This window comes from Ferdinandcohnia salidurans, assembly GCF_042680725.1.
GTDB classification, from domain to species: domain Bacteria; phylum Bacillota; class Bacilli; order Bacillales; family Bacillaceae_L; genus Ferdinandcohnia; species Ferdinandcohnia salidurans.
Genome location: NZ_JBHUEK010000007.1, coordinates 546,576 through 571,943 on the forward strand (window position 1 = coordinate 546,576; position 25,368 = coordinate 571,943).

The 25,368-nt window shown below is 37.2% G+C and carries 28 protein-coding genes and 1 pseudogene; 6 read left to right on the forward strand and 23 right to left on the reverse strand.

The window, feature by feature from the left end; translation table 11 throughout:
• Positions 1 to 15: 15 nt before the first annotated feature.
• Positions 16 to 897: a DMT family transporter gene (locus ACFSFW_RS05605; protein ID WP_388035898.1), complete on the forward strand. Its 882-nt coding sequence runs from the start codon at positions 16 to 18 to the stop codon at positions 895 to 897.
• A gap of 41 nt (positions 898 to 938) precedes the next feature.
• On the opposite strand, the gene ACFSFW_RS05610 is transcribed toward ACFSFW_RS05605, so the two are convergent.
• The 3 genes from ACFSFW_RS05610 to ACFSFW_RS05620 all read right to left on the reverse strand — a co-directional run bounded on the left by ACFSFW_RS05610 (position 939) and on the right by ACFSFW_RS05620 (position 4,284).
• Positions 939 to 2,564: a long-chain-fatty-acid--CoA ligase gene (locus tag ACFSFW_RS05610; protein WP_388035901.1), complete on the reverse strand. Its 1,626-nt coding sequence runs from the start codon at positions 2,562 to 2,564 to the stop codon at positions 939 to 941.
• Between the two features lie 112 nt (positions 2,565 to 2,676).
• A complete protein-coding gene (locus ACFSFW_RS05615; RefSeq protein ID WP_388035904.1) occupies positions 2,677 to 3,351 on the reverse strand; it encodes an N-acetylmuramoyl-L-alanine amidase in 675 nt (224 codons plus the stop codon).
• A 126-nt stretch (positions 3,352 to 3,477) separates the two neighbouring features.
• Positions 3,478 to 4,284 carry an RDD family protein gene (locus tag ACFSFW_RS05620; protein ID WP_388035907.1) on the reverse strand — a complete coding sequence of 269 codons (807 nt, stop codon included), beginning with the start codon at positions 4,282 to 4,284 and terminating at the stop codon, positions 3,478 to 3,480.
• A gap of 102 nt (positions 4,285 to 4,386) precedes the next feature.
• Here ACFSFW_RS05620 and ACFSFW_RS05625 point away from each other — a divergent pair, with 102 nt between their 5' ends.
• A complete protein-coding gene (locus tag ACFSFW_RS05625; RefSeq protein ID WP_304214121.1) occupies positions 4,387 to 5,367 on the forward strand; it encodes a stage II sporulation protein M in 981 nt (326 codons plus the stop codon).
• Here the strand turns inward: ACFSFW_RS05625 and ACFSFW_RS05630 are convergent.
• From ACFSFW_RS05630 to ACFSFW_RS05655, 6 genes are all read right to left on the reverse strand, one after another.
• Complete coding sequence (locus tag ACFSFW_RS05630; RefSeq protein WP_388035910.1) at positions 5,345 to 6,703, reverse strand: DUF58 domain-containing protein; 1,359 nt, start codon at positions 6,701 to 6,703, stop codon at positions 5,345 to 5,347. The genes ACFSFW_RS05625 and ACFSFW_RS05630 overlap by 23 nt on opposite strands.
• Complete coding sequence (locus tag ACFSFW_RS05635) at positions 6,654 to 7,583, reverse strand: AAA family ATPase (protein WP_388035913.1); 930 nt, start codon at positions 7,581 to 7,583, stop codon at positions 6,654 to 6,656. The genes ACFSFW_RS05630 and ACFSFW_RS05635 overlap by 50 nt, the downstream gene beginning before the upstream one ends.
• The gene (locus tag ACFSFW_RS05640; protein WP_388035916.1) at positions 7,580 to 8,707 is read right to left on the reverse strand and encodes a DUF4350 domain-containing protein; all 1,128 of its coding nucleotides are present in this window, start codon (positions 8,705 to 8,707) and stop codon (positions 7,580 to 7,582) included. The genes ACFSFW_RS05635 and ACFSFW_RS05640 overlap by 4 nt, the downstream gene beginning before the upstream one ends.
• Positions 8,694 to 9,347, reverse strand: a complete 654-nt coding sequence (locus ACFSFW_RS05645; protein ID WP_388035919.1) for a DUF4129 domain-containing protein — start codon at positions 9,345 to 9,347, stop codon at positions 8,694 to 8,696. Before ACFSFW_RS05645 ends, ACFSFW_RS05640 begins: the two co-directional genes overlap by 14 nt.
• Positions 9,348 to 9,360: 13 nt before the next feature.
• Positions 9,361 to 10,275 carry a hypothetical protein gene (locus tag ACFSFW_RS05650; RefSeq protein ID WP_388035922.1) on the reverse strand — a complete coding sequence of 305 codons (915 nt, stop codon included), beginning with the start codon at positions 10,273 to 10,275 and terminating at the stop codon, positions 9,361 to 9,363.
• A gap of 177 nt (positions 10,276 to 10,452) precedes the next feature.
• On the reverse strand, positions 10,453 to 11,571 hold the full coding sequence (locus tag ACFSFW_RS05655) for an NAD(P)/FAD-dependent oxidoreductase (protein ID WP_388035924.1): 1,119 nt from the start codon (positions 11,569 to 11,571) through the stop codon (positions 10,453 to 10,455).
• Positions 11,572 to 11,758: 187 nt separating this feature from the next.
• Between ACFSFW_RS05655 and ACFSFW_RS05660 the strand changes: the two genes are divergently transcribed.
• Positions 11,759 to 11,887, forward strand: coding sequence for a hypothetical protein (locus tag ACFSFW_RS05660; protein ID WP_304214131.1), 129 nt, complete (start codon positions 11,759 to 11,761; stop codon positions 11,885 to 11,887).
• Between the two features lie 164 nt (positions 11,888 to 12,051).
• Positions 12,052 to 12,207 carry a hypothetical protein gene (locus ACFSFW_RS05665; protein WP_304214134.1) on the forward strand — a complete coding sequence of 52 codons (156 nt, stop codon included), beginning with the start codon at positions 12,052 to 12,054 and terminating at the stop codon, positions 12,205 to 12,207.
• Between the two features lie 23 nt (positions 12,208 to 12,230).
• On the opposite strand, the gene ACFSFW_RS05670 is transcribed toward ACFSFW_RS05665, so the two are convergent.
• The 9 genes and pseudogenes from ACFSFW_RS05670 to desA form a co-directional block, all read right to left on the reverse strand.
• The gene (locus ACFSFW_RS05670) at positions 12,231 to 13,046 is read right to left on the reverse strand and encodes a nucleotidyltransferase domain-containing protein (RefSeq protein ID WP_388035928.1); all 816 of its coding nucleotides are present in this window, start codon (positions 13,044 to 13,046) and stop codon (positions 12,231 to 12,233) included.
• 113 nt (positions 13,047 to 13,159) lie between these two features.
• Positions 13,160 to 13,597, reverse strand: a complete 438-nt coding sequence (hutP, locus tag ACFSFW_RS05675) for a histidine utilization transcription antiterminator HutP (RefSeq protein ID WP_099352951.1) — start codon at positions 13,595 to 13,597, stop codon at positions 13,160 to 13,162.
• A 172-nt stretch (positions 13,598 to 13,769) separates the two neighbouring features.
• Positions 13,770 to 14,173, reverse strand: a pseudogene (locus ACFSFW_RS05680) (MaoC/PaaZ C-terminal domain-containing protein).
• Positions 14,170 to 14,598, reverse strand: coding sequence for a MaoC family dehydratase N-terminal domain-containing protein (locus ACFSFW_RS05685; RefSeq protein WP_388036042.1), 429 nt, complete (start codon positions 14,596 to 14,598; stop codon positions 14,170 to 14,172). The pseudogene ACFSFW_RS05680 and the gene ACFSFW_RS05685 overlap by 4 nt, the downstream one beginning before the upstream one ends.
• A gap of 186 nt (positions 14,599 to 14,784) precedes the next feature.
• A complete protein-coding gene (gene pgoN / locus ACFSFW_RS05690) occupies positions 14,785 to 15,624 on the reverse strand; it encodes a glyoxal/methylglyoxal reductase (RefSeq protein WP_388035930.1) in 840 nt (279 codons plus the stop codon).
• 423 nt (positions 15,625 to 16,047) lie between these two features.
• Positions 16,048 to 16,221 (reverse strand): twin-arginine translocase TatA/TatE family subunit, encoded by a 174-nt coding sequence (locus ACFSFW_RS05695; RefSeq protein WP_304214145.1) that lies wholly within the window; start codon positions 16,219 to 16,221, stop codon positions 16,048 to 16,050.
• Between the two features lie 93 nt (positions 16,222 to 16,314).
• Positions 16,315 to 16,914, reverse strand: coding sequence for a response regulator (locus ACFSFW_RS05700; RefSeq protein WP_388035933.1), 600 nt, complete (start codon positions 16,912 to 16,914; stop codon positions 16,315 to 16,317).
• Entirely contained in the window at positions 16,911 to 18,044 is a 1,134-nt protein-coding gene (locus ACFSFW_RS05705; protein ID WP_388035936.1) for a sensor histidine kinase, read from the reverse strand. The genes ACFSFW_RS05700 and ACFSFW_RS05705 overlap by 4 nt, the downstream gene beginning before the upstream one ends.
• Before the next feature lie 254 nt (positions 18,045 to 18,298).
• Positions 18,299 to 19,336, reverse strand: coding sequence for a Delta(5) desaturase DesA (gene desA, locus ACFSFW_RS05710; RefSeq protein WP_388035939.1), 1,038 nt, complete (start codon positions 19,334 to 19,336; stop codon positions 18,299 to 18,301).
• A gap of 307 nt (positions 19,337 to 19,643) precedes the next feature.
• Here desA and ACFSFW_RS05715 point away from each other — a divergent pair, with 307 nt between their 5' ends.
• Positions 19,644 to 20,234: a guanylate kinase gene (locus ACFSFW_RS05715; protein ID WP_388035942.1), complete on the forward strand. Its 591-nt coding sequence runs from the start codon at positions 19,644 to 19,646 to the stop codon at positions 20,232 to 20,234.
• Positions 20,235 to 20,280: 46 nt separating this feature from the next.
• Here ACFSFW_RS05715 and ACFSFW_RS05720 read toward each other — a convergent pair whose 3' ends face one another.
• Positions 20,281 to 21,213 carry a manganese-dependent inorganic pyrophosphatase gene (locus ACFSFW_RS05720; RefSeq protein ID WP_388035944.1) on the reverse strand — a complete coding sequence of 311 codons (933 nt, stop codon included), beginning with the start codon at positions 21,211 to 21,213 and terminating at the stop codon, positions 20,281 to 20,283.
• A gap of 89 nt (positions 21,214 to 21,302) precedes the next feature.
• On the reverse strand, positions 21,303 to 21,596 hold the full coding sequence (locus ACFSFW_RS05725) for a DUF6509 family protein (protein WP_388035947.1): 294 nt from the start codon (positions 21,594 to 21,596) through the stop codon (positions 21,303 to 21,305).
• Between the two features lie 304 nt (positions 21,597 to 21,900).
• Between ACFSFW_RS05725 and ACFSFW_RS05730 the strand changes: the two genes are divergently transcribed.
• Positions 21,901 to 22,101 carry a hypothetical protein gene (locus ACFSFW_RS05730; protein WP_388035949.1) on the forward strand — a complete coding sequence of 67 codons (201 nt, stop codon included), beginning with the start codon at positions 21,901 to 21,903 and terminating at the stop codon, positions 22,099 to 22,101.
• Positions 22,102 to 22,136: 35 nt separating this feature from the next.
• On the opposite strand, the gene ACFSFW_RS05735 is transcribed toward ACFSFW_RS05730, so the two are convergent.
• The 3 genes from ACFSFW_RS05735 to ACFSFW_RS05745 all read right to left on the reverse strand — a co-directional run bounded on the left by ACFSFW_RS05735 (position 22,137) and on the right by ACFSFW_RS05745 (position 25,185).
• Positions 22,137 to 23,090 (reverse strand): ArsA family ATPase, encoded by a 954-nt coding sequence (locus tag ACFSFW_RS05735; RefSeq protein ID WP_388035952.1) that lies wholly within the window; start codon positions 23,088 to 23,090, stop codon positions 22,137 to 22,139.
• Between the two features lie 14 nt (positions 23,091 to 23,104).
• Positions 23,105 to 23,368, reverse strand: coding sequence for a cory-CC-star protein (locus ACFSFW_RS05740; RefSeq protein ID WP_099352965.1), 264 nt, complete (start codon positions 23,366 to 23,368; stop codon positions 23,105 to 23,107).
• A 71-nt stretch (positions 23,369 to 23,439) separates the two neighbouring features.
• The gene (locus ACFSFW_RS05745) at positions 23,440 to 25,185 is read right to left on the reverse strand and encodes a carbon starvation CstA family protein (protein WP_304214164.1); all 1,746 of its coding nucleotides are present in this window, start codon (positions 25,183 to 25,185) and stop codon (positions 23,440 to 23,442) included.
• Positions 25,186 to 25,368: the final 183 nt, after the last annotated feature.

Sequence of the window (25,368 nt, forward strand, 5' to 3'; positions counted from 1 at the left end):
AGTGGGAGTAATAATATGAATCCATATCTATTTGCTGTACTTGTTGTGACCACTACTGCGTTAATGGGCTCATCTTTTGCGGTTGGTAAAATCGGATTGGATTATGTGTCACCGCTTCTTCTTGTTGGATTACGTTTTACAATTGCTGGTATTCTTATGGCTGTGTTCGTTTGGAAAAAACCACTTCCCAAAAAGGTACTAGATTGGATACGTATTTTTACAATCGGTGTTTTTCAAACAGCAGGTGTCATGGGTTGTATTTTTTTAAGCCTACGAACGATCTCTGCTGGGGAATCATCAATCCTCACATTTAGCAATCCATTACTCGTTGTCATATTAAGTACCATCTTTCTTGGAATCCGCTATCAACTCTTTCATTGGATTGGCGTAACCGTTGGTTTTGCAGGAGTCTTTATTACACTTGGCTTTCATCTTCATTTAGAAATTGGAATTTTATTAGGCCTTGGCGCCTCACTATCATGGTCGATTGGCACAGTGTTAATTAAAAAATGGGGAGCACGTTTTAATATTTGGGTATTAACGGCTTATCAGATGCTTTTTGGTGGCCTTCTGCTTCTCTTAATGAGTTTTACACTAGAAACACCCGCTTTAACTATAGCGCCTACATCGATTTTTATTATTTTATGGCTTGCAATTATGGCTTCAATCGTGCAATTTGCCATTTGGTTTTATTTAATAAATATCGGCGACCCAGGAAAAACGTCAGCCTTCTTATTTCTTGCCCCCTTCTTCGGAGTTTTATCTGGATGGCTTCTTTTAAAAGAAGTAGTAGAATGGTATGTATATGCTGGTTCACTGTTTATTTTTCTAGGTATCTTTCTAGTGAACTGGACTTTTTCAAAGGATAAAAAAATCGTGCAAAAGCTTGGCGCATGAAAAGACCCCGTTATCCAACTGAGGAAAATGGGGTCTTTTTATTAGTTAATAAACTTTTCTTTTTCCTGCCAGTATTCTTTGCGAAGATGGACTTTTTGGATCTTACCAGAGGCTGTTTTTGGTAATTCAGTCTTAAAGACAATCTTTGTAGGCGCTTTAAAATGTGCCAAACGACTGCGAGAAAATGCAATTAACTCTTCTTCTGTTACCTCATAGCCATCGCGTTTCACTACGATTGCCTGTGGCGTTTCTCCCCATTTCTCATGGGGTATAGAAATAACCGCAACCTCTAAAACGGCGGGATGGTCGTACAGTGCACTTTCAACCTCAATCGAAGAGATATTCTCACCACCACTGATAATGATATCCTTCTTCCGGTCAGCAATTTCAATATTTCCTTGTGCGTCTACAATCGCCATATCTCCTGTATGATAATAGCCATTTCGAATGACTTCGTCCGTGCCTTCTTTATTGTTTAAGTATCCTTCCATAACAGTGTTACTGCGAACGATGACTTCCCCAATTTCTCTTCCATCTTGAGCAACATCTTCTCCAAATTCATTAACAACGCGTACGTCGGCTCCTATAAATTCATAGCCAGCTTTTGCTTTTAGACGATATTTTTCACTTTGGGAAATATCACTCTGTGTATCCCGTATGATAGAGGTTGTAATCAGTGGCGCAGCTTCTGTCATGCCATACACTTGGATAAACTCCCACTCTAGCTCTTCTTCTACCCGTTTAACAAAAGCTGGTGGCGGCGCTGAGCCGGCGATCACAATTCGTACTTCTTGGTCCTGGTGTGCTACTTCATTGGAGGCAGCATATTGTAATAAGGTATTTAAAACAGTTGGTGCCATATGCATCACAGTTACTTTATAGGTATCTATTTTTCTGAAAATCTCATCAGGCTTGACCCTTCGTAAGCAAACCTGTGTAGCACCGTTCGCTGTATAGTAAAATGGTGAGCCCCAGCCATTTACATGAAACATGGGTAAAATATGTAGTAATGTATCACGGTCTGATACACGGAGGTGATGCATGGTTGTTAATGCATGGAGGTAATTACTGCGATGTGAAAGCATAACACCCTTTGGTTTTCCAGTTGTTCCACTTGTATATAGTAATGTCGCAATGTCATGCTCATCCATCTCTGGACGCTCAACAGCTGTTTTTTCAAAACGCGCTAGCCATTCTTCATAAGGAACAGACCATTCTGCGTCACCCTTTTGTCCATGGACAATGATCTTTTCAACCGTTTTTAGTTTATCCCGAATGGGTTCAATGTTACCGATTAGCTCATGGTCGACAAACAATATTTTTGTTTCACTGTGGTTTAATATATACTCGTAATCCGTTGGAATTAATCTTGTGTTTAAAGGAACAATGATGGCTCCAATTTGAAATACACCATAAAAGCCTTCAAACATTTCAGAGGTATTCGGAGCTAAGTACGCGACGCGGTCTCCTTTTTCCACACCAAGATGTATTAATCCACGTGAAAGCTGGTTCACCCTTTCGTTTACTTCTGCATACGTAAAGCTTTTGTCGTCATCAATTAACGCCGTTTTTGCACCATACAGTTTGACAGCTCGATCTAGGAATTGTGATAAAAGCAAAGGCACGTACAAATTGTTCTCCCCCTTTAGTAAGTTAAAACGAAGCATGTATACGTTTTCATTATAATGAATATTTCCAAAGTTTTCAAACTATTTCAAATGAAAAAACCTATACTCTAAAGGAAACTTTCCTTTAAAAAAGTATAGGTTTAGTGACAACTCAGAATCGGATTCTAGACCAATCAAATAATGACCCAGGATCTGTTTTTCTTCCCGGAGCATATTCATCATGGCCAATGATATGTTGTCTGTCATGTAAAATCGATGGATTTCTTTTTACTATGTTATGTACTAAGCGGTTGAGAGATTTATATTGAGCATCCGTATATCCAGCCAATGATGGATCGATTTGATTATAGGTGTCTTCAGGTATAATTGCTGTCATTTCCTCTTTTGTTCCTATCGCCATGAGTTCGATGCCTATAGAGTACTGATTCATTTTATTTTCATACTCTGGAAAATCACGCAAATTTCCTTTTCCAGCATGATAAGCAACCCTGTTCTCAGGGACTAGACTGTAGATTTCTCCGTCTCGATCAATTAAATAATGAACAGAAACATTATAATCCTCAAAAAGGGAGTAGACATCGTCTACATTATAAGGATCTTCGGGCTTGAGTGCGGCATTGCTAATAAAATGAATCATAAGATGTGTGATTTGGTTTGTACGATTCTCTGAATAATCAAGCGGTAATGATTTATTAGTTGTCGCAATGATTTCTTCTGAGTCCACCTTTACCTCCGTATTTTCAATTTTTACTTCCTTCGCGTGTGCTGAACACCCTGAAAAAAGGCTGATGATTAAAAGTCCAATGCTAAAAGTTTTCCATTTCATTTTCCGAATCTCCTGTACGATCTTAAATCCTAACATTTATAGTTCGTTATGCCTATTGTTATGATAAGTAATCTGTAACATATATTATACATAGGATAAGCTAAGATGTCAGTCTAAAGTAGGAGATTATAATTCAAATTCCCATTCATCCTTCAAAATTATGTATAGGGCCAATAGCTCATTTTCTAATTGTTCATATGTTTTCCCTGCTATTTCGATTCCTGCCTTTGGTAGCAAAATGTCTGCAATTTGTTTTGTTCTTCTGTCTTTTACATCATCCTTCAATTGTAAAAAACGATTGCAATATGTTTGTAACAGCTTCCATTCCTTATTTCCAAATGATTTCAATGCCCATTGATCAACTGTAAGAGAATTCTTTGTAAGTCCCCTTTTCCAAATCTCTTTTTCAAGTGGACTTTGTTTTTTATGATTTTTAGCTCTTCTTTCGTGAATAACGATTGTACCGGCAACTAAATCGCCAATACGCTTATGTTTCGAGTGAAAGAAAACCATTATGATGCCTACAAAATAGGCCGCTGGCATGGAATCAATAATGCGAAGAAAATTACGAATAAAGCTTGATAGCAATGTAATACTGTGCCCATTTTCTTGGATAACTCGAATTCCTACGACTTTTTTTCCAATCGTCTTCCCTCCTGCAAAAAATTCAAGCAGAAAGAAATAACCCCAGTTTAAGATAAATAAAAGAATGATAGTAATGGCGATCGGTCCAGAAGAAAAGCTTTCTCCGAGCAACCAAAGATCGGAGCTTCCATGTAAAAAAAGTAATAGAGTGAGTAAAACAAGAAGACTTGCTGTTGATAATATTAATGTATCTAGAAAAAAAGCTGCAGCTCGGCTACCTACCCCTGCTAACTGAAATTGGATGGAAACAAACTCGGGTGTTTTTATATTGGTCTGTTCTTGATTCAAAAAGAATCCCCCTTTTCTAGGTAGTTTTTTACATATGATGTTTCTATTTTTCCCTAAAATTACTATAATAAGGATATTGCTATTTCAAGAGGTGATTACATATTGAACATGAAGCAATTTGTCAATCAGCATCGTGATGAATGGAAGCAGCTTGAGCAATTGATTTCCATCTTACATAAGCGTCGAAAATCGCGTAACAGTACCGAAATTAATGAGTTTCATAGACTTTATCAAAAGTGTGCCGGGCATCTTTCGTATAGCCAGACCTATTTTCCAAATGAGGAGATTACGCCTTATTTAAATGGTCTTGTTTCGAAAGCTCATAATCTCCTGTACAAAGACCAAGTATCCAGTTTTCAACAGATTCGTTATTTTTTCAGTACGAAATTCATTGGACTACTACTCGAACAATGGAAATTTGCGGTAGCAGCTTTTATATTATTTACTTTAGGCGGTGTAGGAAGCTTTTTTTCAGTTCAACAGGATCCCCTTCATATGTTTTCCATATTGCCCGCAGAAATAGCCCAAGGGGTTGACCCAGACTATTTAGGAAGTGCAGATGGTGAAGTGGATTCATCCCTTATGTCCGCAAGTATTATGACAAATAATATTCAGGTTGCTATCCTTGCGTTCGCCAGTGGAATCACCTTTGGTCTCTTAACCGTCTATATTTTAATCTACAATGGCATCATCGTTGGTGCATTGGCTGGATTATATTGGCATTACGGGAAAACCTATGATTTTTGGGCATATATCGTCCCTCATGGAATGATTGAGCTTACAGCTATCTTTATAGCAGGTGGTGCTGGGTTGTTAATGGGCTATAAATTGCTCGTTCCTGGCCAATATACAAGAGGCTATCAGCTCAAGTATCAGGCAAAACGCTCTGTGCAATTGCTGTTAGGTACGATACCTTTATTCATAATAGCCGGTATTATAGAAGGTTTTATCACACCTGCTGCGATTTCACTTGAAGCTAAATATGCTGTTGCAATCATAACGGTTATTGGATTGATTCTTTACGTTGTAACAGGAAAACTCTTTTTACTAAAAAAAGAAGCTACAGCAAGTTCCGATTCATGATATTGATATAGTAGGAAACAGCTGTAACTGCTAATTTATCCTCATCGGCCTCAACCATCATGAGGCCTTTTTTTTCCCATTTTTGTTTCTCCTTCTTTTTCACAAGCATCTGTTGCTGTGCCATACTTTTTAGCATGGCTGTTTGGACAGTTGTAGGCTTCTCATCGATTCTTTGGGTTAATGTGGCATCCCGGATACCGATCATTAGGAAATAATGCCTTTGTCTAAGTTTTCTTAAATAGATTAACATGCTTTCTTCCCTTAAAAATGTATGCACATCACTAAACAACAAGAGAAGACTTCGCTTTTTCTGCATCGTTTCCAAATAAGATAAGACGGCACCATAATTCGATTCTGCAGCATCTACTTTCAAATTATAAATTGAATGCAAAATCGTTTGGAGATGTGCTATCCCTTTTCCGGCTGGGACAAAAACCTTTACATCTGTTGAAAAGGCTAAAAAAGAAACATAGTCTCCATTTTGTAGTGCTGCTGTTGCAACTGTAATAGCGGATTCCATCGCTCGTTCAAGTCGATTTCCCTTCTCTAACTCAGCACCCATCATTCTCCCACAATCTATTAATATCGTAATATACTTCCCATGCTCTGGTTCATATTCATTCGACATCACTTCATGGAGCTTAGCGGTTTGCCTCCAATTGATTGTTCGGGGGTCATCACCTATGACATAACTTCGTATTTTTGAAAACTCACCAACACCTGTCTGTTGTTTTCGGATTTTTACACCTTCATATAATAAAAATTTCTGTGCATTTTCAAGATACTGCCTTGTTTCGGATAAATCTGGTATGACCCTTACTTCGTTACTTATTGTAAATGTGAGTTGTTTTTCCCATAAGCCTAGGATGCTTTTGTAGCGGAAATACATTTTGTTCATTTGATAATTACCGCGCTCCATAGCTCGTGTAACATATGTGATTCGGGAGGTCGTTTCACCAGATATCCTTCCACTGATCGGAAAAGGCTGAGTAAAGGAAACGGGAATTCCGTCTATTAAACGGTATGTTAGCCCATAAGTTGAATGGTTTGTTACTTCAATCTCGATGGTAGTGGGTAGCCCACGCTCCATTTCAGCTTGTAGTTTGCGTTTTGCAGAAAGCTGTTTTTTCCTCGGTGAAAATAACAAATCTACTAAGCTACCTATGATAATAAAGAGATTTAACCCAATCATCAGCTCCCAAGAAAGCTTTAATGAAAGACTTAACAAAAAGCCAATAGAAAGGATTAGTAACAAAATAATCAATCGTTTTGTAGGTAGGATGCCTCTATCTAGGAACAGGAACCGATCCCACAAGCTCTTCAATGATCTCGTCAATGGTGATTCCCTCCAATTCTGCATGTGGAGATAACTGAATTCGGTGCCTAAGTGCAGGTTTTGAGACCATTTTTACATCATCAGGAGTCACATAATCTCTTCCCGCTAAATATGCCCAAGACTGTGCAGCTTTTCCGATTGAAATTGCTGCTCTGGTACTCGCACCAAATTGAATCGTTTCAGATTCTCTTGTTTTCCGAACAATCTCGATTATGTAATTTAGTACGCCTTCACCTAAGGTCACTTTTTCAATTTCCTTTCGAATAGATACAAATGTTTGAAGGTCAAGGACTTTTCTAGCATCGTATTGAATGAAACTTTGCTCGATTACTTGCTTCACAATATTTTTTTCTTCCTCGGAAGCTGGAAAATCAATATGCAGTTTAAATAAAAAACGGTCCTGTTGGGCTTCTGGCAAACGATAGGTACCCTCAAATTCAATTGGGTTTTGGGTGGCAACAACGAAGAAAACGTCTGGTAACGGATACGTTTCGCCCTGTATGGTTACTTGTTTTTCTTCCATCGCCTCTAATAGTGCTGCTTGTGTTTTGGCAGGCGTGCGGTTAATTTCATCGGCTAAAAGGATATTTGTGAAAACCGGCCCTTTTAATGTTTCAAAGCGGCCTTCCTTCATGTTGTAAATCATACTACCTGTAATGTCACTCGGTAAAAGGTCGGGTGTAAACTGAATACGTGTAAAATCACCACCAAGTAAAGTTGCAAGTGTGCGCACCATTTGAGTCTTCCCAGTTCCAGGTACACCTTCAATTAAGACATGGCCTCCAGCTAAAATGGCAGATAATAAAAGTCGTAAATTTGTACTTTGACCTAAGATTCGTTGCTCGTATTTCTCAAGTAAGGATGTCAGTTCTGGTCTCATCCTTTCTCCACCTCAATTCGTAATTCATCTAAGTATTTTGACCAAATTAAATAATCTTGTTTGGTTAGTTTTTCATTTTCTAAGATTTTTGTGAGATTGCGTAGATACTGCTTCACTTCGCTTTCTTTTTTTTCTGACCATCGATGTGCAAGCTTCGTCGAAAGGTCTGTCCAGTCCCGATGAGAAGGAACCCCCCATTTTTCCTGAATCAGCTGTTTGACATAATCTGCTTGAATGTTTAACGATTCATGATAGTACCGGCCTCTTATATACCATGCACTTAAAGCACGAATACCTTCATCACTAAAACGAACATTTTCTTCGCGGGGTACAATAATCTGCCCAAATCGTTTTCCTCTGTACCAAAGCCAAAGTAGGACGATTAGTCCACCCTGTAAAAGCAACACTAAAAACCAGCTTGGGTACAATGTTGTCAAATTAGAAGCATTTTTAGAACCATGTACATATTCATCAAAGTAATAAATCGACGCCTCCTTATCCTCAATTAACGATAATACAAGTGGGATGTGATCATAGTCTGATAGATTGCCATTTAACATCCACTCTGGTGTAATAGTTGTAATCAATTCACCGTCTCCGATTTTTTGGATTGTTGCAATTACACCTGCTTCATCCTCAAAAAGTACCTTTTCTTTTTTGCTTGGAATGATTCGGGTTGTAGCTTGAAAAAACGCATCATATTCTAAACCGTTTTTATCCCTGATAGTAATCGCCTCATCAAGAAAAGGGTCAATATCTGCTGGAAGAGTCTTTATATCAAACATTCCTCTTGGATTTGCCTTAAACAAAATCATCTTGTTTCCAGCCTTTATAAAATTCAGATAACCTTCTATCTCTTCTTGTTCTGGTGTAAAATAAGGCTCTACCATAATCAGAATTTGATTCTCATCTTGTTTGGTGAGAAGATTTGGAGAGTGTGACCAACTTTTTACGGTATTTTCATCTTTTAAATATGTATAGATTGCCTTTACGCCTGTTGGAGAAGGAGAATCAGACACATAATGTGGATACGCTTTTGGGTTATAGGATTCAATAAAGTAAGTTAGAAAGACTAGGAGCCCAATAAGCCCAATTAAGGGAATCCATACTTTAGCTTTGCGCATGATTGTTCTCCCCTCCAACTTTTGCATCTAACCAGATAAAAGCTTTTTCCCGAAATTGACTGTACTCCGCTCGGTCAATCTCATATTCTCCATAAGTAACTTCATCAAACACGAGTGCTAAATCATAAAACTGAACGGCCCACGATAGATTTACTTTGCGCAGTTCATCATAATACTCCCAATTTGTTTTCCATACTCTTGCCTCAAGCCATTCTTTTTCATGAAAAAATAAGAGCAGTGCCAAAAATAGATGGCGCGTTGCAGGTGAAAAATGTTCGTTTTCTTCATGCTTGATCGCTTCACGTAAATGCTTTTGATAGGTCCAGTTTAATTCCTCAACTGAATGAAGAGGTTTATGTTTATTAAACTTTGCCTTTCTTGTTTGATTTCGAACAAGTAAAAAAACCGCAATTCCTACTAATAAAATGGCTGCAAGAATAACCATAATTAGCACCACATCTGCGGCGCCACTTCCCGATTCAATTGCAGGGAACAAACTTTCTAGTAGATCGGCCAGCCATTCTTTTACTTTATTCCACCATTCCTGAAACACATTCCTGGACTCGTCATAGTAAATCCGGTATTCTTTTTCATTTAATATTTCATCAATCCGATCTCTTGCATCATTTATTTGTGCCATTATTGATCACCACTTATCTAGGTTCATTGAAACCCTCAATCATCTCATCTAAGTCCTCTGCATCATGTCTAACCCTTGCATCAAGGTACATTACACCATATCCTACTGCAAACAGTAAGGTTGTAAAAATGGTTGTTAAGTTAACAATTAAAGTTAATAGAACACTATTGCCCATAAAGATTCCGAAAGTTGCTTCAACAGCAAAGCTAATCGCACTGATAATTAAAAAGAAAACAACATATAGACAAAACAGGACCCATCCACGTTTCTTTGATAAATGCCAACTCCTAGAAAATCCAGGAGATTCATAGTCTAGTACCACAGAACCAAAATAAAAGCCCCAACGTGTAAGTAGATAACCGATCCCAACGAACAGCCCTAAGCCTAAAGCAATTGCAAAAAGAATCCCGATAATAGGTATGGCAATGGCCCCAAAGATACCAATTGGAACTAAGATCATAACGGCTACAAAGAAGAAACCAAATACAATGAGACCAAATAAAATGTTACTTCCAAGCATTGCCCAAAAACGTGTAAATGCCTTTTTTATAACCGAACTTATTGTATATTCTTCGTTTTTACGAATATGATTTAATGCTATTAGTATTGCAGCCTCAGCAACAGGAAATAAAACCACACCTACTAGACCGACAAACATGGATCCTAATGCTGCGCCAAATCCAATCTCCTCGGCTACTACTGTTTCATCAAAGCTATTTAGCACTTGAGTAAACCAATTATCCCCCGGACCAACTTCTCTAAAAAAGCTTGTTCCCGAAGCTAATAAAATAAGCGCCTCAAGTATGTATACAGGTCCCATGAAAATAAGTAAGATTGTAAAAAAGTCACGAAATCGATTTTTACTCAAACTAAATGTAAGATCCAGAATTTCCCCAAATCCCTTTGGTCGTGAAAATTTTGTGTTCAAGCTGCCATCCCCCTGTTTTGTGTTGAAAAAGATTGTATGCTAATAACGCCTATTTTAACATTATTCTGGAAATTATTCTCTACAAATTTAGAAATAATTTCTAAATTAGGTATGAGGAAATAGAAAGACCTGACCCCTATAGGAATCAGGTTATAAAAGTGTATAGTATTCTTATTTTTATGATTTAATTGCCCCTTCAATCTCATAGAGACTTAGGTCGATTTCAAGTGTTTTTCCCATGGCAAGCTTCGCTAATTCGCCACCTAAAAATGGGCCAACTGTTAATCCCGAAGCACCGAGTCCATTAGCGACATAAAGATTTTCGAAGCCAGGGATTGCACCAATCACTGGCAGAAAATCTGGTGTGAACGGTCGATAGCCAACTCTTGTTTCTACTACCGTTCCCTCCGATAACCCAGGAGCAATATGTAAAGCTTTATCGAAAATTTCATGAAGTCCTCCTGCTGTTACTCTGTAGTCCAGTCCTTTATCATTTTCATGTGTTGCACCGACAACCACTTTCCCTCCATCAAATGCCAAGATATATTGATCATTTGGTGGCATTACAACTGGCCAATTGGCTGTGTTTGAATCTTCAAGACCTAAATGAACGATTTGAGCTTTCTGTGAGGAAACTAGAAAATCAATACCGAGAGGCTGAAGTAAATCATTTGCCCAAACTCCTGCTGTTACAATAATCTTATCAGCCTTAATTATTTGATTTTCTATTTTTACACCGGTTACGTGTTTATCCTTTATTACGAGACTCGCACTTCCATTTCGTTCAATGGCACCATAATGTTTGGCAGCACGAATCAATGCATTTCGAAGCTCCCGTCCATTCACTCTGGCGGCCCCACTTACGTGTACAGCTGAAAATTCTTCAGATAACGGCGGAAACAATTCGGTTGTCTCTGTGGAACTTAAACGTGTAATTTCACCAATTTCCGGAGCATCTTTCCGACGGGTATGCGCCCGCTCTTCCATATTATCTAGTTTGTTTTCATCAAAATGAAGACTAATCGCTCCTACCTTTTTATAACCAGTATCAGTTTCACCTAATGCTTCAAGCTCACCTATTAACGTTGAGTAATATTTTGCGCCTGCTTTTGCTAAACCGTACCATGCTTTATTTCGACGTTGGGAAAGCCATGGACAGACAATTCCCGCCGCAGCATCAGTTGCCTGACCTTGATCCTTGCGGTCGACAATGATTACTTTTTTACCCGTTTTTGCTAGATGATAAGCAGTTGACGAACCAAGTATCCCTGCTCCAATAACAAGATATGATGTCATTATTTCAAAATCCCTTCTATGCTCACGATGTTATATATTTTACTAAAAATGTGCTTAAGAAACATCTTTTTGTCGAAATTTGTATAAAATTCTTTTTATTACCCATGATATAGATAACGCTGTAAAATATAGGAAAAAAGAAGAATGTATAAAACAGCGGAAATAAGTACTGAAAGGAGGCTTACAATTGGCTAAAAGGAAAAATAACCAGTCTCAAACAGGAGCAAATAGTATGGACACGGAATTTGGCGCAGAACAAGGCTTGAGCAAAAAGGCAAGGAAGAAAGCTGCACGAGAAAATAAGAAAAACAAATAAATAACCTACTTTTATTTAGTAAAATACATTCGCAAAGTTTCGTACCGGTACATATTTGACCTGTTCCTAAGCTAGTAATTAATTGGAACGGGTTTTTTCTTTTTATACGTGGTTATTGGACAACAGTATCTGCTCGTATACTTGTTTAGAGGGGGAGATATAAAGTGAAACAACTAGAAATTCAATTGATTTTATTTGTCGGAGCAACTTTAGCTCATGAATATTGGCAACATTGGGGCCTTCCAAGAGTCTATTATTGGGATGTTAGACACTCTCATCTGAAAAAAATAGAAGATGATTCAGATGAAAAAATTGCATAGAAAAAGGGATAACTTTGTTACCCCTATTGCTGGTAGCTTTTTCTTATTTCGTCAGGTTTCCAGGCTTCGGTTAATAGGTCTCTAAAAAGTTGATTTAGGAGGCCAGTTGGATTAAGGGTACTGGATTTTAATTTCGAATTATAGAGTTCTAGGTGATGAATTTCCTTTTCGATAAATCTGTCTAGTTCCGATAGTTGATTTACTAATTTTTGACCAGAAGTTTTAGCTCTTATCAGTTTCTCAATGTCCTGTTTTAGCTTGTCCTCTTTTATCGCTTCAGCAACAAGTCTATTCAGATCAAGAGTACCCATTTTGTTATGTTTTTCTATAGATTTTGCCATCAACAATGGCCGAATCACATTGATATACGTTTTGACATGTGCACCCTTTTCTTGAATGGTTTTAAAATTGCCTTTTGCCATTTTTACATAGTGGTACATGCTAGGAATAGGTGAAAAAACGGTAGGTTCCAATTGTTGAATTCTTTCAAAGAAAGAGTATGCTTTGAGATAAGTGATTTTCGAGTGCAACCATTCCAGAAGCGCGGGATTAGATTTACGAAATAGCCGAAGTGCCTTTGTAAGTTCCCAACCACTCATATCGACTAATGGACGGACAGGGATGCCGACTTTATCATGTTTCGGAATTTCAAGGACATCTCGCTTTGGATCAATTGAAAGGTACCAATCGGGATGATGAATATAAATAAACCGAACATCAAAATCACTTTCTTCAGATGAAATTCCCCAAGTCCTGCTTCCAGCTTCACAAGCGTAAAGAATTTTAACGTTATATTCTTTTTCGATTTGATTAAGAATCTCTACAATGTGTTCTTTCAATATGACTCCCCTCCCTAACATAAGAAAAGGAGATGCTCTTGTCATCTCCATTTAGTAAGTAGTATTCTCAATTTACGTGCCCATAAAACTGATCATCGAATGCCCTACAAGCTTTAAATGTGATTTATCCCGAGACCAATTGTTTCATGTTCTAGTCCTTTAATTGGCGCACCAATTGTTCCGTAAAAAGCAACGGCTATCCATTCTCCCTCTTCCTCATTGGTATAAGGAGCACCTCGGACGATAGCAAATCGTAGACCGACTGTTCGACTGATTTCACCTATTGCCGTTTGCCCTCTTGTCACACCTTCGATTCCTTCAATAATCGCATGATACAAGGCATGGGTTTCACGATACTGTGACTCATGTATAAGGCCATGACGCTTCGCAGCTGTTTCTACAGCAGCAATTACCTTCTGCATGTTCATTGATCCGACTTTTCCTTGGCAGTAATTAACATCCTTCAATGTAAATGATAAAGTTTCCATCTCGTTTTCCGTTAATGTTGCTAAAAGTACAGCAATCTTTCCAATTGCTATTTTTTGAGTCATAACTAAAAACCTCTAATTTCTGAATTTTCTTGTTATCTAGTATCTTATTAAGATTGTAAACTTGAGTTAAATCGATTGTCAATGGATTTGGAAAATTTTAGTATAGTAGTATAGTAGTAATCTACCTTAATAAAGTATCGGGGAATGGGGAAAAACCCATTTGTAAATGGGTTTATTTGTATGTTTCAAAAAAGACTTTTCCTTTGATTACGTGTTTGTCATGCTGATTGTATGAGCAACATCAAAAGTTAATACGTTTTCATTTATTTCTTTTAATGTAGCGTTTAACGTTATCACATCGTTCAAAAACACCATGTTCCGAAAACGGATGGAATAGGTTTGAATAAAGCCTTGCTCATAAAAAGGTGTAAATAGTTTTGCTAGATTTCCCATTGTCCACATACCATGCGCAATTACCCCTGGTAATCCAGCTTTATGTGCTTCATCATCTATGGTATGGATTGGATTGTAATCATTGGATGCACCAGAATATTTAATTAAGTCCATTCTAGAAACTGGCGGGAGTTGGAGATTTTGTAATGAATCACCGATTTGAATATTTAGTAACGAATTCATGCCAACATCTCCTTTCTAACCGCCTCCGTGATAATAACGACTAACTTAGATGAAAAAATGAGCCCGCCCTTTTCATCTTCTCCATTTTCACTAATTGTTAGAAACCCCATTGTTCCCGTAGAACCTTTTTTCTCCACGTAGTTTTCGACCTTTGAATAGCAATATATCACTTCGCCAACACGTATTGGTCTTTCATACTTGAATATTTGTTCACCATGGATAAGGCCTTTTTCCGGTAAAACAAGTCCTTCAATACTTCCAAATTCTAATACTCTAGGAAATGTTGGTGGCGCAATATTCGCTTTATATCTGGAAGCCTTCCCATACTCTTCATCAATGAAAATAGGATGAGCATCACCAATGGCCTTAGCAAAATTTTTGACCGCTCCTCTTTCAATCACATTTTTCACTTTTACTGATTGCATACCGATAAAATCTTTTAGCACCTACAACACCCCTTTAGACAATTGGAAAAGCGATTTGAGAAAAACAAATATTATTGCATTGTTTTTTCATCATTTAGCATATCTTCATTTTATTTTGAAAGTTTAGGTAATACAAGAGCTATTAATAAAGCCACACAGTATAAAACCGTGTGGCTTTCTATTGAATCACTCAAATCCAGTTGTCATTTCATCAGGGTGTGATCCGATTCGGTCATTCTTGTTGAGTGCGCTTATTTTTTCCATATCTTCATGGGTTAGTTCAAAATCAAAAACATCTGCATTTTCTTGAATGCGGTGCTCTTTTATTGATTTAGGAATGGTAACAACACCGTTTTGTAGGTCCCAGCGTAAAATGACCTGTGCTACTGACTTATTGTGTTTTTGACTGATTTCTACCAATGTTGGGTCGTTCAGTAATTCTCCTCGTTTGAGTGGAGACCAAGCTTCTAACTGAATACCTTCCTTTTTACAGAATTCATGCAATTCTGTTTGTGTCAGATGTGGATGGTATTCAACTTGGTTTACCATTGGCGTAATCTCTGAATTTTTCATGAGATTGTCAAGATGATGAACTTGGAAATTGCTAACACCAATTGCACGTACGCGCCCTTCTTTATATAGCTTTTCTAGGGCATGCCATGTTTCGATATACTTGTCTTTTCCTGGCCAGTGAATTAAGTATAAGTCTAAGTAGTCTAGACCTAATTTTTGTAGGCTTGTTTCGTAAGCTTGTAGTGTAGATTCATAACCTTGGTCGCTGTTCCAAACTTTTGATGTAACAAATAAATCTTCTCTGTTAATGCCAGATTCGCGAATTGCTTGTCCAACACCTTCTTCATTTCTATAAACAGCAGCAGTGTCAATACTTTTATAACCATGTTTGATTGCCCATTTGACAGAATCAATAACCTCTTGGCCTTCTTGTACCTTAAAAACCCCTAGGCCAAACCATGGCATTTTCACACCGTTATGTAATGTTGTTGTATCCTGAAGACTTTTAACCATAAAGCTCCTCCTCATTTCAAGAAAAATTTACCACTAACAGTTTCTCACACGATAAACGATTTTTCAAATGTGAAGGTTGTTAAAAATAGAAAAAATTGAAAGTCTGACTTATTTTGGAATAAAGTATTTCGTTAGTTTTTGTGCAGATATGGTGGAGAAAACTAGAAGTAATAAAGGTCCAAAAAATAGGAATGCGACATTATGAAGTCCGTGGACACTTAATGGCAAAATGCTTATTAGAAACTGTATACCCTTAAAGTAAATATAGAAAAAATTTACGAACAGAATACAAAATAAGAGTTTGCTTTTATTCAAAAAGTCCCCTCCTTACTCATTTTTCTATATTTTACCATGAACTATATATGGTGGGGACTGTAATAGGCAAAATAAAAAAGAGAGGTGTATCCCTCTCTCATTCGATACTTATTTTGATTTTGATTCAACATCGTCATCATCAAGGATTCCCTTTGTTGCTTTTTTAAACTCGCGAAGTGTTGTTCCTGCTGCTTTTCCCAACTCAGGAAGCTTTTTAGGTCCGAATACAAGTAGTGCAAAAAAGATGATTAATATTAATTCTCCGAAACCGAGGTTTCCCATATTCATTCCACCCTAAAACGAAATGTATTGCACCCTTATTTTAGTCCTACTCCACACATTTTTCAATTAGAGTTTTTCAGGGACATTTTAATTTTATTTAAACCAACCTTTTTCTTTCGATTGGGTGATGGCTTCAATGCGATTTTTGACTTCGAGCTTATCCAAGATAGTAGAAATATAATTTCGGACAGTACCTGTTTTAATTCTAAGTTCATCCGCAATCTCTTTTGTATTTTTACCGTCCGCCACAAGCTCTAGTACTTCTCGTTCACGCTCGGTTAATGGATTTTCGTCTGCATACAAATCATCCATTAATTCAGGAGCATAGACACGTTTTCCACTCATCACACTACGAATCGAATCTGCCAATTCATCACTAGGACTATCTTTAAGGAGGTACCCTTTCACACCAGCCCTTAAAGCACGTTGGAAATATCCTGTACGAGCAAATGTTGTTAAAATAATAACCTTACAGTCTGTTTCTTTTAATTCTTCGGCAGCTTCAAGTCCAGTTTTAAGTGGCATTTCAATATCCATCATGCATATATCCGGCTTGAGCTCCTTTGCAAGTGTAATCGCTTCTTGTCCATTATTGGCCATTCCAACAACTTCCATATCGTCCTCTAAGTTTAAAAGTGAACCAAGCGCTCCAAGGACCATTCGTTGATCTTCAGCAATTATGATTCGTATCATAAAAGTCCCTCCACTTCGACCTGTTTTCGTACATTTGGAATTTTAATAATTAATGTTGTGCCATCATTTGACTGAATTTCTAAGCTGCCATTTACAAACTCTAAACGTTCTCTCATTCCTTGAAGTCCATGACCACCAACTACATCTTTATTAGGATTCGTACCAATCCCATTGTCTTCGATCTTGACAGTGATTTCATCTTCAATCTGGATTATTTCAATTTTACAGTGGCTTGCTTTGCTATGTTTCACAATATTGTTGATGCCCTCTTTGATTAACATGCTGATGATATTTTCGTAAAATAGTGAAACATCTTTTAGTGAGTTGTCCTGTATATATTCAAATTCTATGCCCGCGGCACCTAATATTTGTTGAACTCGGACAATTTCTTCCTTAATTCGGATACCACGCATTTGTGAGACCATTTTTCGAACTTCATTCAAAGCTGTTCGTGCTGTTTGTTGCACATCTTTTAATTCGTGACGTGCTTTTTCCGGGTCTTTATGTATGAGTTTTCTAGCTAAATCACTTTTTAAACCAATCATCGAAAGCTTTTGACCCAATGTGTCATGAAGATCCCTTGCGATCCGTTGTCGTTCTTCTTGTTTGACTAGTTCCGCAATTCGTTTATTTGCATCCTCTAGTTGTTCCTCGAGCTTCTCTTGTTTCTTTTTGTTATAGATATTAAATGGTAATAGAATTACGCTGATCCAAATAATAATAACGAATGGGATTTGGGTTAGAAATATCTCTTCTTGTAATACGAGATTGTAGTTTATTGAAAATGTGGTAGCCACAAGATGTATGATGTACAACGTTAAAAAGGCTACACGGTTCTTGATGTGTCCATTGTAATAGGCAATATAAAAAGCAAAATAAATAAATGCAAAGAGAATAGACATGGTTAATGAAATGCCAATTAGGATTGACGTCCATAGATAAACAGGCCATTTTCTCGAAATAAAGGCAAATCTTAGTGAAATGAAAAAGATGACCGTTAGAATGATGCCGGTGATTATTTCCGCTGTCGATGACGATTGAAAGATAAAATAAAACGGCAGGATACTTATTACTGCCCAAATATATGGTGAGACTCCTGACCATTTTTGAAAAAGTGAGTATTTCTTCATAGAACCTACCCTCATTTAGTTCAAGATTATTTTGTATCTTATCATAGCATAATCAAATGCGCCCATGGCGTATTTGAGCCCGATTTTTTTCGAGCAAGCTCGAAAAATTACATCTGAAAAATCGTGGCATCCGCCGGAGGCTTTAACTTTATTCAGCCGGGTTTTTCCCACTGAATTGTTTAGATTTTAATAAATCATACTACAGCATAATGAAGTAGCATACTTGCTGAACAAAGTTAATAGGAAAACCCAGCTTATTTTTCTAAGCTGGGGATTTTTTTAATCTCTTTTTGTTCTGCAACCATTTCTTTAATTTTACCATAGCCAACAAACACTTTTTCATCTTCATCCCACAAACGGAATTTAAGTGATTTTAGACTAGTTTTTAATGTGATGGTTGGGACCTTTTGAAGTGGTTCAGTTTGATTGTGAACCTCTTCTAGCTTGTAATTCGGTACTCGTGGGCTTAAATGATGCACATGGTGATACCCGATATTTCCTGTTATCCACTGTAATGGCTTTGGTAGCTTATAAAATGAGCTTCCTTCAACTGCAGCTTTTACATATTCCCAATTCTCATCTTCTTCAAAATAGGAATCCTCAAATGTATGCTGTACATAAAATAACCAAACACCAGCAATCCCTGAAACCATAAAAATGGTTCCCTGAACGATTAAAAATGCCTGCCAACCAATTGTTAGACTTACTATTACAGCGAGTGAGACGATGCCTAAATTTGTAATATACGTGTTCCAACGTTCCTTCTTTTTCGCTTTTCTTCTGTTAAAACGGTTTTCAATTAGGAATACAAAGATAGGTCCTAAAATAAACATCACAAATGGATTTCGGTAAACTCTGTAGGACAGACGCTTCCATGCTGATGCTTCTAAATACTCTTCAACCGTCATAACCCAAATGTCTCCGGTACCACGCTTATCAAGATTTGAGCTTGTTGCATGGTGGACAGAATGATCATGCCCCCATTTGCTATAAGGAAATAATGTTAATATCCCAGTAATTGTACCAACGATTTTATTTGCCGTTCGGTTTTTAAAGAAGGAGTGATGACAACAGTCATGGAAAATGATAAATAATCGGACAAGAAACCCCGCTGCAACTACGCCAATCACAAGTGTCAATAGATAAGAAATGTTTAATGAATAATAGGCAAGTACCCATAATCCAAGATAAGGAATTAAGGTATTGCAAAGCTGTAATACACTTGCCTTAAGGTTTGATTTTTCAAATGGTGCCACTTGTTTACGCAAGCTTCTTTGATCTAATTTGTTCATTTAATCCTATCCTTTCTAAATTCTCATTTCATATTTTAATCAGATTTTTAAATTTAATGAGGAAATTGCTGACAAATCGCCAACAGTTTTCTACATTTCCAATGTTACAAAAGAAAAAAGGTTTGCACTAGACATAGGTGTCATGTGAAATACATGATAAATGTCATATACCATGTCCAAAAATTTAAAATACACAAAAAATTAACATTCTAATATGGGCTAAAATGCAATTTTTATGCTATACTTAAAAAACAGAATATTTAAACTAATATTCATTCTAAAAGTTTCTTATAGAAGGAGGAAACCTATGTACAGATTAAAAGACAAAGAGAGGATTTTCATTTATACTGGCCCAGATGGTTCTGGCAGAAAGACATTAGGAAAGATGGTTGCAACAGCATTTGATATGCAGACCGTTCCCTCATTCACAACTCGAAGCCCCCGCCCTTTTGAAAACAACGGAGAAGATTACCACTTTGTAAGTAAAGAAACATTTCGCCAAATGATGCAGCAAAAAGAATTTCTTGAGAGTGTCGAAATTGATGGACACTTTTATGGAATACGTGAAATTGATATTGTAAATATTTTTAAGAAGAATAAGGTAGTTTATTTAACGTTAAACGCTGAAGGTGCGGATGTTTTGAAGCAAATGTATGGAGATAAAGCAGTTCGAATCTTTGTGTATGCTGATCGAGATACTGTACTAGAACGTCAGATGAAACGTGGGGATAGTCCAGAGGACATTGAGCGCCATATGAAGCATTATAATGAAACAATGGACTATAAGTCTGCTTGCGAGCATGTATATGAAAACTATGATCTACCTCAGGTCTCATATCAGATAAGTGAAATGATTGAAACGTATTTAGATAGACAATTAATTGCGGATGATTATTAAAAAATAAAGCCCTAAGAGGCACTAACCTCTATAGGGCTTTTAGATTTTATAGGTTATTGAAACTCTCTGTAAGAACTGGAACAACTTGTTTCTTACGAGAAACAACACCTTTTAATTCTGCTGTTTTGTTATCAAGTGTAACATTAAATGCTTTTTCAACTGCTTCTGTTTTTGCACCCACTGCAAGCCCTACAGAATCATTGTTTAGAATGTCTGTAATCACGAGTAAGAATAAATCAAGTCCGTTATCATTAACTTGTTGATTCATTACTTCTTCTAGCTCACTCTGTCTTGTAAGAACGTCTTGAGGGTCCACAACATTAACCTGTGCAATTTGAACTTTGTTACCATTCATTGAGAACTCTTTAGAATCTAGAGAAACTAATTGTTCTGCCGTTTTGTCACTCACATTAGCACCAGCCTTTAACATTTCAAGACCGTAGCTATCAGCATCAACACCTGCAATCTCAGCTAATTCACGCGCAGCTTTTACATCTTCATCTGTACAAGTTGGTGATTTAAATAGGAGTGAATCCGAGATGATTGCAGAGAGCATTAAACCAGCAATTTCTTTTGTAATCTCAACATTATTTTCCTTGTATAGCTTATTAAGGATTGTAGCTGTACAACCAACAGGCTCAACGCGGAAATATAATGGATCGCTTGTTTCAAAATTTGCTACACGGTGATGGTCGATTACTTCTTTTATTTTTACATTCTCAAGTCCGTCGGCACTTTGTTGACGTTCATTGTGATCAACTAAAATAACGGATTGAACTTCATTTGCTACATTTTCTACTAAACGTGGTGCTTCTGCTTTAAAATAATCCAATGCATATTGAGTCTCACTGTTTATTTCACCTAAGCGAACTGGCTCAGCATCCAAACCAAGTTTGTTTTTTAATTCTGCATATGCGATCGCTGAACAAATTGTATCAGTGTCTGGGTTCTTATGACCAAATACAAGTACTTTTTCCATTTATACATTACTCCTTATTGCTTAATATGTATGATGTACTCTCTCATTTTACACAAAGATTCGCAGAGATTAAACAATTTTGGACATTTTTATTCATTTTCTTCCCCTAAATATGTTTTACAAAATTCTTTTACAATTGTTTCTTCCTCTTCTTCAAGTTCAAAATCAAGTACTTTTTGAGTGCTTTTTTCATAAATATGATATTGGGCAATTCGCTCACTATTTGTGTCAACCGCATAAATCACTTTTAATTCAATTCCATTTTCTGAATATAAATCGTCATCCTCTGGTACTTCAATGTCCAAAAAGAACTCGTAACGATCGCCCTCTAGTATCCCAGTAGGATCCTTTAATTTTTCAACTGTATATCCAGTAATATTCATATAAATCTGCCACCCTTCAAAATGAATTAAGTCCGTACCTATTATACACATTCTATCCTTAATGGTGAAAAATTTGCCACTTATTCCTTGTATTTTTACGAACCGTACACATTTTGACACATAGGACTTCCTGTAAACAAATAGAATAATAATACATCCCAAAAAAGCGCAAGGTGACCGTCTATCGGCGACAAGCACAAGAAAAGCGCTGACAGAAGGCGTCTGTTGCCTTCAGAACCGATTGGCTTGTGACCTCGAGCCGATGGCACCTGGAGCTAGACATTGGAAAAGGAGTTGTTGTTGAATGACACTACTAAATAAAATCGCATTATTCTTTGTCATATTATACTCCGGTACTATCTTGATGAATACGTATTTAGGGGAAACAGAACGAGTACAATCAAATGTTGTCATCTTTATGTTAAATGGATTTGCTTATATCGTGTCTGCAATGGAAATGGAAAAAGAGAAAAATCAACTTCGTGGGAGTCAATCTACAGCATAAAAAACGACCGCTTCGTTATTTAAGCGGCCGTTTTTTTATTTATTCGTTGATTTCCTAACGATTTTTGTTTTGATATGTTCTGCAAAATCCTCTAACAACTTAACTGAGTTTATATCCGTTTCAAATAACGGGATATAAACTTTTTGTTGAGTTGGAAATTCTTTTTCAATCTTCGATATATATTCTTGTTCATTACTTTTGCGCTTTTTCAGAAAATCTCCATCAATATTTTCTGCTAAGAATTTATTAATAAACAGCGTATCGACTCCTATATCATGCCTATCGAGTAATCTTAAAGCATTTGCTGTTTCAATGATTGGCAGTCTTTCTGGGTTAAGGACGAAAATATATCCGGTCATGTCTTTATTTAAAATGAGTTCCCTCACAGCACTAAAGCGTTCTTTCCTTCTCTGCAATACTTTATAAATTGGATCATCTATTGGTTCCCCGTCATTTAACAACTGTGTATAGGTATCATTTCTCTTTTTTCTTCTTTCAAGCATTCCATCAATCCAAACACTCATTAATTCAGGAAGAGTAAGTAACCGAATGGTGTGTCCAGTAGGTGCCGTATCAAAAATTATAGTATCATAGTGTCTTCCTTCATCAAGAATGATAGAAACGATACGATCAAATAGAGCCGCTTCTTCTGCGCCTGGGGAGGAACTAGCAGCATCAATTTGCCGATTAACCTCATCTTGCATATGTGAACTAACTACACCCTGGATGTTTTCTTTTACAGTTAGAATATACTTTCTTGATTCAATTTCTGGATCAATTTCAATTGCCTCCATGCCTGGATATACCTCAATTGCTTGGTTTTTCAATGCTTTATGAAAAATATCTCCTACATTATGTGCAGGATCAGTTGATACAAGTAACGTTTTAAGGCCCTGTTGGGCATGTAAAATCGCTAATGCTGCAGCACTCGTCGACTTTCCTACCCCTCCTTTTCCACCAACAAATACAATATTTCTATCTCCAATCATGTTGTTCCCTCCATTTAACAGCAGCGAATTCCTGTAAGCGGAGATTTTTCCATCCCCATTCGCAAGTGCCAGTCATGAAATTTTTCAAGCATATAAGGATAAAGCTCTAATGTATAGTAAAAAGCTGGGTTTGGGAGTCCAAGAGTTTCAGATAAACATAGAAGTAAGAAAAGGTCATCCTCGTCTCTTAATTCCCGTGCAATTTCTGTCCGATGATTTACAGAGAGTATCTCATCATATAATTGGAGCATCCTCTTTAATGCTTCTATTCCCTTCATTCTTTCACCTTCTTTACATAAAGTGAAAAAGGAAGCCCACTACATGAAGGGTTCCTTTTCCAAACGGGTATTTACATGTTTGAATCAAAATTTTGTGGTGAATCCTTTTTACTTAATTCTTTAAAGGCAATTAGCACGATCCAAACGGCAAAAATTAAAATGATGCTTCCTAGAATAAATAACAGTAAATTTGCATCTGTCCCCCCTACACCTGCCCAGTCAAATATAACCTGTTGGACCATTGCCCAGACGGTCATAACAAGAAGGAAAAGCATTGGGATCAGGGTAACAAGATAGTTTCGACCTAATCGTTTTAACCACACGGAAATTAACATTAAACTTATTGCCGCTAATAATTGGTTAGAGGTTCCGAACAAAGGCCATAATACATATCCGCCAGAACCAAACCCGTTTGGCCCCTTTGGTAAAAGAACTAATGCTGCACTTGTAACAACGGCAACTGTTGTAGCAACATGGGCTTTTTGAAGTGCTGGAACTTTATATTCAGAACCTAGCTCTGCAATAATATATCTCATTAGTCGAACTGACGAGTCTAACGTAGTTGCAGCAAAGCTAACAACAATTATCGCAATAATGGTGGCTGCAATATCAGTAGGTATGCCAATACCAGTAGATAATTGTGCGCCACCGGAAATGAAGTTTCCTAGTCCGCCAGAATTCGCTGTTGCAAAACTACTGTATGCTGCTTTAAAGTCTCCAGCATTTGCAAACAATGTGACACAGGCAATGATTGAAATTAAGGCTAGGAATCCTTCCCCTACAGCCCCGAAATATCCTACAAAGCGAGCGTCAGTCTCTTTGTTTAATTGTTTTGATGATGTACCTGACGACACAAGTCCGTGGAAACCAGAGATTGCACCACAGGCGATGGTAATAAACATGAGTGGTAACCATGATTTATCTGTAGCCTCTGAATTCAACATAGGTGCAGTTACTTCTGGATTTAAAAATACAAGACCCAAATACATGATAGCTAATCCGATTACGAGTTGGTGAGAGTTGATATAGTCTCTCGGCTGAAGTAATTTCCATACAGGTAGTGTGGATGCAAAATAGCAATATACCATGAGGATGACAATCCAAACAAAGAAAGCCATAGAAACTCCGCTTAGACCAAATAGGGTCGTTGCCTCTGCTCCACCAAAATAGCTTACAAGATCTATTTGTAATGCGGGTATCTTACTTGTAAGAATGGCTGAACCATACATGATAATTAGTGCCACAATGGATGGAAGTAACATGCTTCCTTTTTTTCTGTAGACAGCGTATCCAATCCAAATTGCAAGCGGTATTTCAATAAAAACGGGAATGACACTTGCCGGAAATTTAATAAATAGATTTGAAATAACCCAAGCAAAAACAGCGTTAACCATCAACACCAAAATCAGAATGATAAATAAAAATAAGAGCTTTGCTTTTTTACCGATTAATTTATCTGCAAGTGTACCTACAGATTGCCCTTTGTTTCTGACAGAGAGGACAAGTGTACCAAAATCATGAACGCCTGCAGCAAAAACCGTACCTAATACTACCCATAACAACGCAGGTCCCCAGCCCCAATAAACAGCTATGGCAGGTCCTACTATTGGTGCTGCACCTGCAACGGAAGTAAAATGATGCCCCCATAAAACATGTTTCTTAGTTGGTACAAAGTCGACCCCATCATTAAACTCATGAGCAGGTGTAACAAAATTTGGATCAAGGCGATAAATCTTCTCAGCAACAAATTTTGAATAATACCGATAACCTAAAATAAAAACAACGGTACCAAACACTGCTAACCATATTGCACTCAAGCTACTCCCTCCAATACAATTTTTTATTAGTGGTAATCAACCTTAATGCTCATTTATATGTTAAGGGCTAGTTGTAAGCGTCGTCAATACTATTATCTAAAAAATCGATATATTCAAAAATCGACAAAAGTAGTAGTACTAATTTTTCAAAACACTCTCCCAATCTTTTAAGTTCATGCAAAA

Bases quoted from the DNA above. Each gene is read 5' to 3' on its own strand.
- ACFSFW_RS05605 (WP_388035898.1), top strand. From the start codon at position 16: ATGAATCCATATCTATTTGCTGTACTTGTTGTGACCACTACTGCGTTA.
- ACFSFW_RS05610 (WP_388035901.1), bottom strand. From the start codon at position 2,564: ATGCTTCGTTTTAACTTACTAAAGGGGGAGAACAATTTGTACGTGCCT.
- ACFSFW_RS05615 (WP_388035904.1), bottom strand. From the start codon at position 3,351: ATGAAATGGAAAACTTTTAGCATTGGACTTTTAATCATCAGCCTTTTT.
- ACFSFW_RS05635 (WP_388035913.1), bottom strand. From the start codon at position 7,583: ATGAGACCAGAACTGACATCCTTACTTGAGAAATACGAGCAACGAATC.
- ACFSFW_RS05640 (WP_388035916.1), bottom strand. From the start codon at position 8,707: ATGCGCAAAGCTAAAGTATGGATTCCCTTAATTGGGCTTATTGGGCTC.
- ACFSFW_RS05645 (WP_388035919.1), bottom strand. From the start codon at position 9,347: ATGGCACAAATAAATGATGCAAGAGATCGGATTGATGAAATATTAAAT.
- ACFSFW_RS05655 (WP_388035924.1), bottom strand. From the start codon at position 11,571: ATGACATCATATCTTGTTATTGGAGCAGGGATACTTGGTTCGTCAACT.
- hutP (WP_099352951.1), bottom strand. From the start codon at position 13,597: ATGACTCAAAAAATAGCAATTGGAAAGATTGCTGTACTTTTAGCAACA.
- ACFSFW_RS05685 (WP_388036042.1), bottom strand. From the start codon at position 14,598: ATGCAATCAGTAAAAGTGAAAAATGTGATTGAAAGAGGAGCGGTCAAA.
- pgoN (WP_388035930.1), bottom strand. From the start codon at position 15,624: ATGGTTAAAAGTCTTCAGGATACAACAACATTACATAACGGTGTGAAA.
- ACFSFW_RS05695 (WP_304214145.1), bottom strand. From the start codon at position 16,221: ATGGGAAACCTCGGTTTCGGAGAATTAATATTAATCATCTTTTTTGCA.
- ACFSFW_RS05700 (WP_388035933.1), bottom strand. From the start codon at position 16,914: ATGATACGAATCATAATTGCTGAAGATCAACGAATGGTCCTTGGAGCG.
- ACFSFW_RS05705 (WP_388035936.1), bottom strand. From the start codon at position 18,044: ATGAAGAAATACTCACTTTTTCAAAAATGGTCAGGAGTCTCACCATAT.
- desA (WP_388035939.1), bottom strand. From the start codon at position 19,336: ATGAACAAATTAGATCAAAGAAGCTTGCGTAAACAAGTGGCACCATTT.
- ACFSFW_RS05715 (WP_388035942.1), top strand. From the start codon at position 19,644: ATGTACAGATTAAAAGACAAAGAGAGGATTTTCATTTATACTGGCCCA.
- ACFSFW_RS05720 (WP_388035944.1), bottom strand. From the start codon at position 21,213: ATGGAAAAAGTACTTGTATTTGGTCATAAGAACCCAGACACTGATACA.
- ACFSFW_RS05725 (WP_388035947.1), bottom strand. From the start codon at position 21,596: ATGAATATTACTGGATATACAGTTGAAAAATTAAAGGATCCTACTGGG.
- ACFSFW_RS05730 (WP_388035949.1), top strand. From the start codon at position 21,901: ATGACACTACTAAATAAAATCGCATTATTCTTTGTCATATTATACTCC.
- ACFSFW_RS05735 (WP_388035952.1), bottom strand. From the start codon at position 23,090: ATGATTGGAGATAGAAATATTGTATTTGTTGGTGGAAAAGGAGGGGTA.
- ACFSFW_RS05740 (WP_099352965.1), bottom strand. From the start codon at position 23,368: ATGAAGGGAATAGAAGCATTAAAGAGGATGCTCCAATTATATGATGAG.